Origin of the sequence: Stutzerimonas kirkiae, assembly GCF_004327335.1 — a bacterium.
GTDB classification, from domain to species: Bacteria; Pseudomonadota; Gammaproteobacteria; order Pseudomonadales; family Pseudomonadaceae; genus Stutzerimonas; species Stutzerimonas kirkiae.
Genome location: NZ_QJUO01000008.1, coordinates 84,738 through 97,569, shown reverse-complemented (window position 1 = coordinate 97,569; position 12,832 = coordinate 84,738). Strand labels below are relative to the sequence as shown.

The 12,832-nt window shown below is 64.3% G+C and carries 13 protein-coding genes and 1 tRNA gene; 6 read left to right on the top strand and 8 right to left on the bottom strand.

Annotation, left to right across the window (positions count from 1 at the left end; all coding sequences use genetic code 11):
• Window positions 1-41: 41 nt before the first annotated feature.
• Entirely contained in the window at window positions 42-689 is a 648-nt protein-coding gene (gene leuD, locus DNJ95_RS06965) for a 3-isopropylmalate dehydratase small subunit (RefSeq protein ID WP_131183998.1), read from the bottom strand.
• 10 nt (window positions 690-699) lie between these two features.
• Window positions 700-2,127 (bottom strand): 3-isopropylmalate dehydratase large subunit, encoded by a 1,428-nt coding sequence (gene leuC, locus DNJ95_RS06960; protein WP_131183997.1) that lies wholly within the window; start codon window positions 2,125-2,127, stop codon window positions 700-702.
• A gap of 477 nt (window positions 2,128-2,604) precedes the next feature.
• On the opposite strand from leuC, the gene DNJ95_RS06955 reads away from it, so the two are divergent.
• From DNJ95_RS06955 to DNJ95_RS06935, 5 genes are read left to right on the top strand one after another with little or no spacing between them, the layout of a single operon-like run.
• Window positions 2,605-3,552, top strand: coding sequence for a metal ABC transporter substrate-binding protein (locus tag DNJ95_RS06955; protein WP_276330880.1), 948 nt, complete (start codon window positions 2,605-2,607; stop codon window positions 3,550-3,552).
• Window positions 3,549-4,466: a manganese/iron ABC transporter ATP-binding protein gene (locus DNJ95_RS06950; RefSeq protein WP_276330879.1), complete on the top strand. Its 918-nt coding sequence runs from the start codon at window positions 3,549-3,551 to the stop codon at window positions 4,464-4,466. The genes DNJ95_RS06955 and DNJ95_RS06950 overlap by 4 nt, the downstream gene beginning before the upstream one ends.
• Window positions 4,463-5,326: a metal ABC transporter permease gene (locus tag DNJ95_RS06945; RefSeq protein ID WP_131183996.1), complete on the top strand. Its 864-nt coding sequence runs from the start codon at window positions 4,463-4,465 to the stop codon at window positions 5,324-5,326. Before DNJ95_RS06950 ends, DNJ95_RS06945 begins: the two co-directional genes overlap by 4 nt.
• Before the next feature lie 41 nt (window positions 5,327-5,367).
• Entirely contained in the window at window positions 5,368-6,177 is an 810-nt protein-coding gene (locus DNJ95_RS06940; protein ID WP_131183995.1) for a metal ABC transporter permease, read from the top strand.
• Between the two features lie 55 nt (window positions 6,178-6,232).
• Complete coding sequence (locus tag DNJ95_RS06935; protein ID WP_131183994.1) at window positions 6,233-7,120, top strand: LysR family transcriptional regulator; 888 nt, start codon at window positions 6,233-6,235, stop codon at window positions 7,118-7,120.
• Between the two features lie 71 nt (window positions 7,121-7,191).
• Here the strand turns inward: DNJ95_RS06935 and DNJ95_RS06930 are convergent, their stop codons facing one another.
• Window positions 7,192-8,136: a tRNA dihydrouridine synthase gene (locus DNJ95_RS06930; protein WP_131183993.1), complete on the bottom strand. Its 945-nt coding sequence runs from the start codon at window positions 8,134-8,136 to the stop codon at window positions 7,192-7,194.
• A 146-nt stretch (window positions 8,137-8,282) separates the two neighbouring features.
• Between DNJ95_RS06930 and DNJ95_RS06925 the strand changes: the two genes are divergently transcribed.
• Window positions 8,283-8,359: transfer RNA gene (locus tag DNJ95_RS06925), tRNA-Met, on the top strand.
• A 156-nt stretch (window positions 8,360-8,515) separates the two neighbouring features.
• Here DNJ95_RS06925 and DNJ95_RS06920 read toward each other — a convergent pair.
• The 5 genes from DNJ95_RS06920 to DNJ95_RS06900 are packed head-to-tail and all read right to left on the bottom strand — an operon-like array spanning window position 8,516 to window position 12,692.
• Window positions 8,516-9,406 carry a transporter substrate-binding domain-containing protein gene (locus DNJ95_RS06920; protein ID WP_131183992.1) on the bottom strand — a complete coding sequence of 297 codons (891 nt, stop codon included), beginning with the start codon at window positions 9,404-9,406 and terminating at the stop codon, window positions 8,516-8,518.
• Window positions 9,403-10,164 (bottom strand): amino acid ABC transporter ATP-binding protein, encoded by a 762-nt coding sequence (locus tag DNJ95_RS06915; protein ID WP_131183991.1) that lies wholly within the window; start codon window positions 10,162-10,164, stop codon window positions 9,403-9,405. Before DNJ95_RS06915 ends, DNJ95_RS06920 begins: the two co-directional genes overlap by 4 nt.
• Window positions 10,161-10,832, bottom strand: a complete 672-nt coding sequence (locus DNJ95_RS06910) for an amino acid ABC transporter permease (protein ID WP_131183990.1) — start codon at window positions 10,830-10,832, stop codon at window positions 10,161-10,163. Before DNJ95_RS06910 ends, DNJ95_RS06915 begins: the two co-directional genes overlap by 4 nt.
• Window positions 10,813-11,478, bottom strand: coding sequence for an amino acid ABC transporter permease (locus tag DNJ95_RS06905; protein WP_131183989.1), 666 nt, complete (start codon window positions 11,476-11,478; stop codon window positions 10,813-10,815). The genes DNJ95_RS06910 and DNJ95_RS06905 overlap by 20 nt, the downstream gene beginning before the upstream one ends.
• On the bottom strand, window positions 11,475-12,692 hold the full coding sequence (locus DNJ95_RS06900) for a threonine synthase (RefSeq protein ID WP_131183988.1): 1,218 nt from the start codon (window positions 12,690-12,692) through the stop codon (window positions 11,475-11,477). The genes DNJ95_RS06905 and DNJ95_RS06900 overlap by 4 nt, the downstream gene beginning before the upstream one ends.
• Between the last annotated feature and the right edge of the window lie 140 nt (window positions 12,693-12,832).

The following is a 12,832-nucleotide window of genomic DNA, read 5'->3' as shown; positions in this document are numbered from 1 at the left end:
CTGCTCTTATGCAGCTTGAAGCTTGTGGCTTGCCGCTGCAGTCATTTGATTGCGCCGAACAGCCAGGGCTGGTTGCGGCGATGGGTTTCTTCGAATGCCTTGATCTGTTCGCCGACCTGCAGGGTCAGGCCGATGTCGTCGAGGCCGTTGAGCAGGCAGTGCTTGCGGAACTCGTCCACCTCGAAGGCGTATTGCTTGCCGTCCGGGCGCGTGACCGTCTGTGCCTGCAGGTCGACAGTCAACTGGTAGCCCTCTTCGGCCTCTGCCTGCTGGAACAGTTCGTCGACTTCCTCATCCTTGAGGGTGATCGGCAACAGGCCGTTCTTGAAGCTGTTGTTGAAGAATATATCGGCGAAACTCGGCGCGATGACGGTACGGAAGCCGTACTCGTCCAGTGCCCAGGGCGCATGCTCGCGGCTGGAGCCGCAGCCGAAGTTCTCGCGCGCCAGCAACACGCTGGCGCCTTTGTAGCGTGGGAAGTTCAGTACGAAGTCGGGGTTGATCGGGCGCTTCGAGTTGTCCTGGTTCGGCTGGCCGACATCCAGGTAGCGCCACTCGTCGAACAGGTTGGGGCCGAAGCCGCTGCGCTTGATCGACTTGAGGAATTGCTTGGGAATGATCTGGTCGGTATCGACATTGGCACGGTCGAGGGGGCAGACCAGGCCGGTGTGTTGGGTAAAGGCTTTCATGCTGTATTCCTCAGGCCTGGGTCAGTTCGCGCACGTCGATGAAATGGCCGGTCACCGCCGCCGCCGCCGCCATCGCCGGGCTGACCAGGTGGGTGCGCCCGCCGGCACCCTGGCGCCCTTCGAAGTTGCGGTTCGAGGTGGAGGCGCAGTGTTCGCCGTTGCCCAGTTTGTCCGGGTTCATCGCCAGGCACATGGAGCAGCCCGGCTCACGCCATTCGAAACCGGCCTCGATGAAGATCTTGTCCAGCCCCTCGCTTTCCGCCTGGGCCTTGACCAGGCCGGAGCCCGGTACCACCAGCGCCTGCTTGACAGTCGGCGCGACCTTGCGGCCCTTGGCCACTTCGGCTGCCGCACGCAGGTCTTCGATACGCGAGTTGGTGCAGGAACCGATGAACACACGATCCAGGCGAATATCGGTGATCGGCTGGTTGGCCGTCAGGCCCATGTATTTCAAGGCACGGACGATGGAGTCGCGCTTGACCGGATCGGCCTCGCGCGCGGGATCGGGCACGGTCTGGTCGACCGCCAGCACCATTTCCGGCGAAGTGCCCCAACTGACCTGGGGCTTGATGTCCTCGGCGCGCAGCTCGACCACGGTATCGAAGACCGCGTCTTCATCGGACACCAGGCCCTGCCAGAGCGCCACGGCCTGCTCCCAGTCGGCGCCTTTCGGCGCATAGGGGCGGTCCTTGACATAGGCGATGGTCTTGTCGTCCACCGCCACCAGGCCGACCCGCGCCCCGGCCTCGATGGACATGTTGCAGATGGTCATGCGCCCTTCCAGCGACAGGTCGCGGATCGCGCTGCCGGCGAACTCCAGCGCATGGCCGTTGCCGCCAGCGGTACCGATCTCGCCGATCACCGCCAGCACGATGTCCTTGGCGGTGACACCGAGGGGCAGCTTGCCTTCGACGCGCACCACCATGTTCTTCATCTTCTTCGCCACCAGGCACTGGGTCGCCAGCACATGCTCCACTTCGGAGGTGCCGATACCGTGGGCCAGCGCGCCGAAGGCACCATGGGTGGAGGTATGCGAATCGCCGCAGACCACCGTCATACCCGGCAGTGTGGCGCCCTGCTCCGGGCCGACCACATGCACGATGCCCTGGCGGCGATCGTTCATCTTGAATTCGAGAATGCCGAAATCGTCGCAGTTCTCGTCCAGGGTCTTCACCTGGATACGGGAAACCTCGTCGGCGATCGCATCCAGGCCGCCCAGCCGCTCGACACGAGTGGTCGGCACGTTGTGGTCGGGCGTGGCGATATTGGCGTCGATGCGCCAGGGCTTGCGCCCGGCCAGGCGCAGGCCTTCGAAGGCCTGGGGCGAAGTCACTTCATGCAGGATATGGCGGTCGATGTAGATCAGTGACGAGCCATCATCGCGGCGCGTGACTTCATGCATCTCCCAGAGCTTGTCATAGAGTGTTTTGCCAGCCATCTATCGGTCCTCATCAGGCGTTTCTATGCACGGGGCACATGGCCCCTCTGCTTATGAGGACAATGCTAGGGGCTTATATCGAATTACTCAAATTCATATTTTTTATCCGAAGGATTCCTTTGGGGAATTCCAGGGGAATGTTCTTCCAGCAAGTCTCGACATGGTGGTATCCCCTGCTAGGTTTGCAGAAATGGCATTGTTCGATGAAAACTGGCCAAGGGGGTGCCGTCGAAGGGGAAGACTTCAGTATGATGGGAGCGTCTCGCAAATATAAATGCGAACCAATATTCAGCCAGGGTGATCGTGCCATGCCCTATTCACGGGCGAGGTGCTTCGATAAAGCCGCTGGAGGCCGCAACGCTGGGCGAAAAACACGGTCTTTCGTTCAGCCTCCAGTTTTCCAGCGCTCTTTTCGGCTTTTGCAGTGCAGAGCGCGATCTACCCCGAGTATTCACAATGCTTTGCGGAGTTTCCCCCATGCCGATGACAACAAGCAGTGTTTCCCACCAGGGCAAGAATCGCTTGCCGCGCTGGCTGGCGGCGGCCCTGGCGGCATTCGGCCTCGCCCTGGCCTGTGCCCAGGCCGCTGCCGGGGAGACTCCGGCAGCGAAATTCAAGGTCGTCACCACCTTCACCGTAATTGCCGATATCGCCCGCAACGTCGCCGGGGACGCCGCCATCGTCGAGTCGATCACCAAGCCGGGGGCGGAAATCCACGAGTACCAACCCACGCCGGGCGACCTGGTCAAGGGCCAGGGCGCACAACTGATACTGTGGAACGGCATGGGCCTGGAGTTATGGTTCGAGAAATTCTTCCAGCGCATGAAGAACGTGCCCAGCGCAGTGGTCAGCGCAGGCATCGACCCCATCGGCATCGCCGAAGGCCCCTACAGCGGCAAACCCAACCCCCATGCCTGGATGTCGCCGACCTCGGCGCTGATCTACGTGGACAATATCCGCGATGCGCTGGCCAGGCACGACCCGGGCAATGCCGCCACCTACGAAGCCAATGCGCAAGCCTACAAGGCGCGCATCAGCGCCAGCATCGAACCCATCAGGACAGCGCTCTCGCAACTGCCGGAAGAAAAGCGCTGGCTGCTCACCAGCGAAGGCGCCTTCAGCTACCTGGCCCGCGACTTCGGCCTGAAGGAGCTCTACCTGTGGCCGATCAATGCCGACCAGCAGGGCAGCCCGCAGCAGGTACGCAGGGTCATCGACGCGGTACGCGCCAATGGCATCCCGGCCATCTTCAGTGAAAGCACCATATCCCCCGCGGCGGCCATGCAGGTTGCCCGCGAGGCGGGCATCCACTACGCGGGGGTGCTCTACGTGGATTCCCTGAGCGAGCCATCCGGCCCCGTCCCCAGCTACCTGGAGCTGCTCACCGTGACCTCGCGCACCATTGTCGAGGGGCTGTCCCGGTGAACGACAGCATCCATTCCGAACCCGAACAGGCGGCGCCGGACTCAGGCAGCGGCCTGAGCGTCGAGCATGTCAGCGTGACCTACCGCAATGGACTGACGGCGCTGCATGACGCCAGCTTCGCCATCCCGACCGGTACCATCACCGCACTGGTCGGTGTCAATGGCAGCGGCAAGTCCACGCTGTTCAAGGCCGTCATGGGCTTTCTGCGCCTGGCGCAGGGGCGCATCAGCGTACTCGGGCAACCGGTGCGCACGGCGATGCGGCAGAACCTGATCGCCTATGTCCCGCAAAGCGAGGAAGTGGACTGGAACTTTCCCGTACTGGTACGCGACGTGGTGATGATGGGCCGTTATGGCCACATGGGCTTCCTGCGCCGCCCACGTGCCAGCGACCACCAGGCCGTAGCCGCCGCCCTGAGCCGCGTGGGCATGCAGGGCTACGAAAAGCGCCAGATCGGCGAACTGTCCGGCGGCCAGAAGAAACGTGTGTTCCTCGCCCGCGCCCTGGCCCAGGATGCCCAGGTGATCCTGCTCGACGAACCGTTCACCGGGGTCGACGTCACCACCGAGGAAGCCATCATCGCGCTGCTCAAGGAACTGCGCGACGAAGACCGGGTGATGCTGGTGTCCACCCACAACCTGGGCAGCGTGCCGGAATTCTGCGACCGCACCGTGCTGATCAGGAATACCGTGCTGGCCCACGGCGCCACCCAGCGCATATTCACCCGCGAGAACCTGGAAAGGACCTTCGGCGGCGTGCTGCGGCACTTCGACCTGCCACGCCAACCCAACGACAACGCCAACTCGGTGGTCGGCATCATGAGCGACGACGAACGCCCCCTGGTGTTGCTGGACGGGCTGGCGTCGGTGCGTGGTGTCGCCACGCCCGATGGCAAGGAAGATCCGGCGCCATGATGCAAAGCCTGCTGGCGCCCTTCGCCTATGAATACATGGTCAATGCCATGTGGGTCGCGGCGCTGATCGGCGCCGTCTGTGCCTTTCTCTCGTGCTTCCTGATGCTCAAGGGCTGGTCGCTGATCGGCGATGCGCTCTCGCACTCCATCGTCCCCGGAGTCGCCGGCGCCTATATGCTCGGCCTGTCGTTCTCGGCCGGGGCCTTCTTCGCCGGTTTGCTCGCGGCGGGCTCGATGGCGCTGCTCAACCGGCATACGCGGCTCAAGGAAGACACCATCATCGGGCTGATCTTCACCTCGTTCTTCGGCCTCGGGCTGTTCATGATCTCGCTCTCACCCAGCAGCGTGAACGTGCAGACCATCATCCTCGGCAACATCCTCGCCATCACCCCGGGCGACACCCTGCAACTGCTGATCATCGGCCTGGGCAGCCTGCTGGTCCTGAGCGCCAAGTGGAAGGACCTGATGCTGGTGTTCTTCGATGAAAACCACGCGCGCAGCGTCGGCCTGAACCCGCTGCTGTTGAAGGTCCTGTTCTTCACCCTGCTCTCGGTCTGCGCGGTGGCGGCGATGCAGACCGTCGGCGCGTTCCTGGTCATCGCCCTGATCGTCACCCCCGGCGCCACCGCCTACCTGCTCAGCGACCGCTTCGGAAGGATCATCTGCATCGCCGTTGCCATCGGCACCCTCAGCAGCTTCGTCGGAGCCTATTGCAGTTTTTTCATCGATGGCGCCACCGGTGCGATCATCGTTCTTCTACAGACGCTGGTCTTTCTCGCCGCCTTCCTGCTGGCGCCCAAGCACGGCCTGCTGGCGGCGCGGCGGCGTAGCCGTATCGCGTTGCAAAGGAGTGCGCCCTGAACATCATCGCCCTACTGCTGCAACCGCTGCAGTTCGACTTCATGCAGTTCGCCCTGGCGATCGCCGTCATCATCGCGATCCCCACCGCGCTGCTGTCCTGTTTCCTGGTACTCAAGGGCTGGGCGCTGCTGGGGGACGCCATTTCCCACGCGGTGTTCCCCGGCGTGGTGATCGCCTACATCCTCGGCCTGCCATTGGCCCTGGGCGCCTTCTGCGCCGGCATGAGCTGCGCGCTGGTCACCGGCTACCTGCACCAGAACAGCCGCATCAAGCAGGACACCGTGATGGGCGTGGTGTTTTCCGGCATGTTCGCCCTGGGCCTGCTGCTCTATACCTGGGCCCGCAGCGACATCCACCTGGACCATATCCTCTTCGGCGACGTGCTCGGCAGCCACTGGCCGGACTTGCTGGAAAGCGCTGTCATCGCCCTGCCGATCAGCCTGTGGGTTCTGCTGAAATGGCGCGACCTGCTGTTGCACGCATTCGACCCGGTACAGGCACGCACCATCGGGCTGAAGGTCAACCTGTTGCACTACGGCCTGCTGGCCGCCGTTTCGCTGGCCGTGGTCGGCTCGTTGCAGGCGGTCGGCATCGTGCTTTCCATCGCGCTGCTGATCGCCCCCGGGGCCATCGCCTTCCTGCTCACACGCACCTTCGGCACCATGCTGCTGGTGGCGACTTCGATCTCCGTCGCCTGCGCCGCCGGCGGGGTCTACCTGAGCTTCTTCCTCGACAGCGCCCCCGCCCCCACCATCGTGCTGTTGCTGAGCCTGGTATTCATCGCGGTGCTGCTTTTCAATGGCGCCAGAGTCTCCAGGGTCAAAGGCCAGGCCAAGGGCGCGGCAGAATAAATTTGCAGGCCCGCTCCATGCCTTGTAGCTTGCTGCCTGCAGCTTGGAGCTTTGTATGGACCTGGCCAACCTCAACGCCTTTATCGCCATCGCCGAAACCGGCAGCTTTTCCGAAGCCGCGGAACGCCTGCACCTGACCCAGCCGGCGGTGAGCAAACGCATCGCCGGCCTCGAACAACAGCTCGAGGTACGCCTGTTCGACCGTCCGGGCCGCGAAGTCAGCCTGACCGAGGCTGGCCGCGCACTATTGCCGCGCGCCTACCGGATACTCAATGTACTGGACGACACACGGCGGGCCCTGAGCAACCTGTCCGGAGAAGTGTCCGGCCGCCTGGCCCTGGCCACCAGCCATCATATCGGCCTGCACCGCCTGCCGCCGTTGCTGCGTGCCTTCACCCGCGACTATCCCGGGGTGGCGCTGGATATCCAGTTCCTCGACTCCGAGGTCGCTTATGAGCGGGTACTGCATGGCCGTGCCGAACTGGCGGTGATCACCCTCGCCCCGGAAACCCGCGAGCCGGTGCGGGCAGTGCCGGTATGGGACGACCCACTGGATTTCGTGGTCGCCCCGGAACACCCGCTGGCACGCAAGCGGCACATCGAGCTGGCCGATATCGCCGGCTACCCGGCGGTCTTCCCCGGTGGTAATACCTTCACCCACCATATCGCCCGGCAACTGTTCGAAAGCGAGGGGCTGACGCCCAATATCGCCATGAGCACCAACTACATGGAGACGATCAAGATGATGGTTTCCATCGGCATCGCCTGGAGCCTGTTGCCACGCACCATGGTCGACGAGCAGGTAGTGCGCCTGGAACTGCCCGGCCTGCAACTGACCCGGAGCCTGGGCTATATCCTGCACACGGAACGCACCCTGTCGAATGCCGCGCGCACCTTCATGGCGCTGCTGGATGCCAGCGCGGACCCCGCGCCCCATGAATGAAAACGGCTGCGGCGAGCACTTCCCGCAGCCGTTCCGTCATCCCGCATTCACTAGGGTCGTACGGGAGAATTTCAAGCCCGCGCCAAGAGTATGTCTATTCGCTCGCAATCGTTTTCCCGGCGCAGTTCGTCGAACAACCGCTTCGCCTCGGGATAGTTGCGCGTCAGCAGCGCCAGCCACTGCTTCAGGCGGCCTGGCGCGTAACGCGGCGCCACCTTGTAGCGCGCCTGCCGCCAGAAATCCTCGAGCAGCGGCTTGAGTTCTTTCCAACCCATGGGAGAGAACTCAAGCCCCTCGCGCCAGGCGGCGATCTGCCGCGCCAGGTCCGGGCGGGACACCAGCCCGCGCCCCAGCATGACGTTATCCACGCCGCTGACGCTGCGGCAGCGCTGCCAGTCCTCCAGGCTCCAGACTTCGCCGTTGGCGTAGACCGGAACCGTTACCACCTCCTGCACCCGCGCCACCCATTCCCAGTGCGCCGGCGGCTTGTAGCCATCGACCTTGGTACGGGCATGCACCACCAGTTGCTGCGCCCCACCATCCACCAGCGCCCGTGCGCACTCCAGGGTGCCATCGGTGCTGCTGAAGCCCAGGCGCATCTTGGCCGTGACCGGGATCGCCGCCGGTACGGCGCCGCGCACCTCACGCAGGATGCGCCATAAAAGCTCGGGCTCGTTGAGCAGGATCGCCCCGCCGCGGGACTTGTTGACGGTTTTCGCCGGGCAGCCGAAGTTCAGGTCGATGGCTGTCGCACCAATACTGCAGGCATAGGCGGCGTTATCCGCCAGGCAGGCGGGATCGGAACCGAGCAGTTGCAGGCGCAGCGGTACACCGGCAGCGGTCAGCGAACCCCGGCGCAACTCGGGGGCGAGTTTGTGGAAACTGGAAGCCGGCAGCAGCCGGTCGCAGACCCGCACGAATTCCGTCACGCACCAGTCGATCCCGCCGCAGCGGGTCAACAGATCGCGCAGGATTTCGTCGACCAAACCCTCCATCGGCGCCAGGGCAATTTGCATCCGCAGCTCATCCACGCAAAAGCGCGCATTGTACGCAGCCACCCGCGAGCGGACAGCCTGGATTTGCAGGGCACACACAAGTATCGAAATTTATTGGATTTTTTCCGTGACAAGAGAGGAAAAGCCTGTAGAATGCGCCCCACAGACGCGGGATGGAGCAGTCTGGTAGCTCGTCGGGCTCATAACCCGAAGGTCGTCGGTTCAAATCCGGCTCCCGCAACCAAATACACGAAAAGCCCCGTATCACTCAGGTGATACGGGGCTTTTCGTTTCATCGCTCCCCGGGAGCGGCCTTGGCCGCGAGGGTTTTGCTCCATTCGCAGGCCAGCCCGCTCCCACGCTCAGGACGCCCCGTGCAAGACGGGACGCCGCCAGGCGATCACTCCTGCCATTTGCCGCCTTCGACGATCACCGAGTCCGGATCGGTATCGTCGGCCAGTTCGGGACGCACGTACTGGTCGTAGAGCTTGAGCAGGAACTGTTCCTCGCCCAGTTTGGCCAGATCTTCGTCGACCCAGTTGCGCAGCTCGATATTGCCCTTTTTCACCGCCGGTGCGATCGGCGCCTCGTCGCCGAGCTTGTCTTCCAGCACGCGGTAGCCGGGATTCTGCTTGGCCCAGCTGAACAGCACCAGGTTGTCCTGCGCATAGGCGTCGCCACGGCCGTTGGCCAGGGCCTGCAGCGACTCGGAGTTCTTCTCGAACTTGAGCAGCTTCCAGTCCGGACGGTTCTGCGTCAGCCAGATATCGGCGGTGGTGCCGGTGGTGACGATGGTGGTCTTGTCGGCCAGGTCATCGAGCCGGCGTACCGCGCTGTCCTCGGCGACGATGGCCTGTACCGCGACGCGCAGGTTGGGGTTGGTGAAGTCCACCGCCTCGGCGCGCTCCGGGGTGACAGTCATGTTGGCGAGGATCAGGTCGACCTTGTCGCTCTGCAGGAAAGGAATGCGGCTGGCCGGTTCGACCACCACAAACTCGACCTTCTTCTCGTCGCCGAGCAGGTCCTTGGCGAAGCGCTTGGCGATGTCGGTGTCGAAGCCGACGTACTCGCCCTTTTCGTTGACGAAGCCGAACGGCGGCTTGTCGCTGAACACGCCGACGATCAGCCGGTCGCGCTCCCTGATCTTGTCCAGGTAGCCCTGGGGCGCCGCGGCTTCGGCGGCCGGCTGGGGCTCGCTGGCGGCCTGTTTGGGCGCCTCGTTATTGTTGCCACAGCCGACCAGCAGGCCGGCGGCCAGCAACGGGAACATCAATGCGGATCCGAGTTTCATCGCGTTTTCCTTCTAGGCAGGTTTTCCACATAAGAGAACTTCTCCAGGAACTGCTGCGCGCGCGCGGTCCGCGGGTTGCTGAAAAAGCTTTCGGGATCGTTCTGTTCGGCGATCACGCCGCCGTCCATGAACAGGATTCGGTCGGCCACCGCGCGGGCGAAGGCCATTTCATGGGTGACGATCAACAGGGTCATGCCGCTTTCGGCCAGGCCGAGGATCACTTCCAGCACTTCCTTGACCATTTCCGGGTCGAGGGCGGCGGTGACTTCGTCGAACAGCATCACTTCGGGGTTCATGCACAGCGCGCGGACGATGGCGATGCGCTGCTGCTGCCCGCCGGACAGCTCGCGCGGCCAGGCGTCGCGCTTGTCCAGCAGACCGACCCGCGCCAGCAGCGCCTCGGCCTGCGCCACGGCCTCGGCGAGAGGGCGCTTCTGCACCTTGAGCGGGCCGAGCAGGATGTTCTGCAACACCGTCTTGTGCGGGAACAACTGGTAGCTCTGGAACACCATGCCGATGCGCTGGCGTACCTCGCGCCAGTCCGCGTCGGCGCCCAGCTCGCGCCCGGCGAAGCGCAGGCTGCCGCCCTGCCCCAGTTCCAGGCCGTTCAGGCAGCGCAGCAGGGTGCTCTTGCCGCAGCCGCTGGGGCCGAGGATCACCACCACTTCGCCACGCTCGACGCGCAGGTCGATACCATCGAGCACCTGGCTGTCACCGAAGCGCTTGCTGAATGAGGACAGTTCGATCAAGGCGCTCATGCATGACTCCAGCGCCGCTCCAGCACACGGGAAGCGGCCGACAGCGGGTAGCACAACAGGAAGAAGAAAACGAACAGGAAGCCGTAGATCAGCAGCGATTCGTAGGTGCGCTCGATGATCTGCTGGCCGACCTTGATCACCTCGACCACGCCGATCAGCACCGCCAGCGAGCTGGTCTTGATGATCCGCGTGTAGACGTTGATGGTCGGCGGCATGATGCGCTTGAGCGCCTGCGGCAGCAGCACTTCGGCGTACAACTGCGGCGTGCTCAGGCCGATCGCCAGCCCCGCTTCGCGCTGGCCGCGCGGCAACGATTGCAATCCGCCCCGCACCACCTCGCCGACCTCGCTGGCGCCCCATAGCGACAACACCAGCACCGCGCACCAGAAACTCGGCACGCTGACACCGAGGAAGATCGGCAGGCCGAAGAACAACAGGTACAGCCAGACCAGTACCGGGATGGCGCGGAAGGCTTCCAGGTAGATACGCAACGTCAGGTCCAGCCAGCGCTTGCTCCAGAGCCCGGCAAGGTTGCGCAGCACGCCGTAGAGCACGCCGCCGAGGCTGGCGAAGAAGATCGAGGCGGCCGAGATACTCAGGGTTTCCCAGGCGCCTTTCGCCAGTTGCGGCGCGGATACCCAGAGCAGTTCAAGACCCGAACTGGCCATGTTGCAGCCTCCGTTCCAGGTAGCCGAGCAGCAGCGACAGTGGCAGGAACAGCAGCACGCACAGCGCCGCCATCACCGCCAGCATCTCGTAGGTCTTGTAGTAGAGGGCGATATAGCTCTTGGTGGTGTAGAGGATCTCCGGCACCGCCACCGCCGAGACCACGGTGGTCTCCTTGAGCAGGAAGATGAAGTTGGCGAACAGCGCCGGCAGGCTGAGCAGCCCGGCCTGCGGCAGGATCACATGGCACAGCAGTTGCCAGCGCGACAGGCCGATGGCCAGCCCCGACTCGATCTGCGCCCTGGGCACCGCCTCCACCCCGGCGCGCAGCACTTCAGTGAGGTAGGCGCCGCCAAGGAAGGTCATGGCGATCACCGCCGAGGCGAAGCCGGAAATACGGATGCCGACACTCGGCAGGGCGAAGTAGATGAAGAACAACTGGATCAGCAACGGCGTGTTGCGCGCCACCTCGACGTAAACCTTGACCAGCACCTGCAACAGCGGCACGCGGCAGGCCAGCAGCGCGGCGTTGCACAGCGCCACCAGCAGCGAGGTGCCGATGGCGATGGCGCCGACCTGCAGGGTCACGCCCACGGCCTTGAGGAAGGCCGGCAGGGTGGACAGCACGAAATTCCAGTCGAAGCTCATCGCGGCAACCGGTCCCCGGGTTGCAGCAGCGGCACGTCCACCTGCACGGTATCCGGGTACTTGATACCGGCGCCGGTGTTGAGGATCACCACCCGCTCGCCCGCCGCGATCCAGCCGCCCTCGCGCAGCTTGCGCGCCGCCGCGTACAACGCCGCGCCCTCGGGGCAGACGAAGGCGCCTTCGAGTTCGGCCACCTTGCGCTGCTCGGCGAGCAGTTCGGCGTCGTCCACGGCGATGGCATAGCCCTGGCTTTCGTACAGTGCTTCGAGCACCAGGAAGTCACCGAGGGCCTTGGGCACGTTGATGCCGAAGGCCAGCGTCTGCGAGTTTTCCCAGAATTCGGACACCTGCGCTCGCGCCTCCCAGGCCCTGACGATGGGCGCGCAGCCGCTGGCCTGCACCGCCACCAGGCGCGGCAGCGGCTGGTCGGCGGCGATCCAGCCCAGCTCGCGCAGTTCCTTGAAGGCCTTGTGCAGGCCGATCAGCCCCACCCCGCCACCGGTGGGATAGAAGATCACATCGGGCAGCCGCCAGCCGAACTGCTCGGCAATCTCCAGGCCCATGGTCTTCTTGCCCTCGATGCGGTACGGCTCCTTGAGCGTCGAGGCATCGTACAGCCCGCCTTCGGCCACCGCCTGGGCCACCTGCTTGCCGGCATCGGAAATCAGCCCGTCGACCAGGTACAGCCTGGCGCCGGAGATGGCCGTCTCGTTGCGGGTAATCAGCGGCGCGTCCTGCGGCATCACCACCGTGGCCTCGATACCAGCGCGCGCGGCGTACAGCGACCAGGCCGCGCCGGCGTTGCCGTTGGTCGGCATGGCCAGGGCCTTGACGCCCAGTTCCAGGGCCTTGGACACGCCGACCGCCGCGCCACGCGCCTTGAACGAGCCGGTGGGAATGATGCCCTCGTCCTTCAACCAGAGATCGTCCAGGCCAAGGTCGCGGCCGATGCGCGGCGTACGCAGCAAAGGCGTGAAGCCCTCGCCGAGGCTGACCACGTTGGCCGGGTCGAGCACCGGCAACAACTCATGGTAGCGCCACAGGCTGGCCTCGCGGCCGAGCAGGTCGGCGGGCTTCCAGCGCTCCTTGAGCGCCTGCAGGTCATAGGCGGCCAGCAGCGGCGCACCAACGCTGCTGAGTTGCTGGATGCGGCTGGCGTCGTGGCGTTCGCCGGTTTTCGGGCAATATAGGTGGGAGAGGTAGCTGTAGGGCATGTAAAACACTCGCCAATCAGGTCGATATCCGGGTAGTCACGCTATTCATTGCAAAAAAGCCGAAAAGAGCGCTGGAAAGCTGGAAGCTGCACGAGAACCGGCCTGCGGTGCCTTTATCGAAGCCCCTTGCCAGCGGCCAA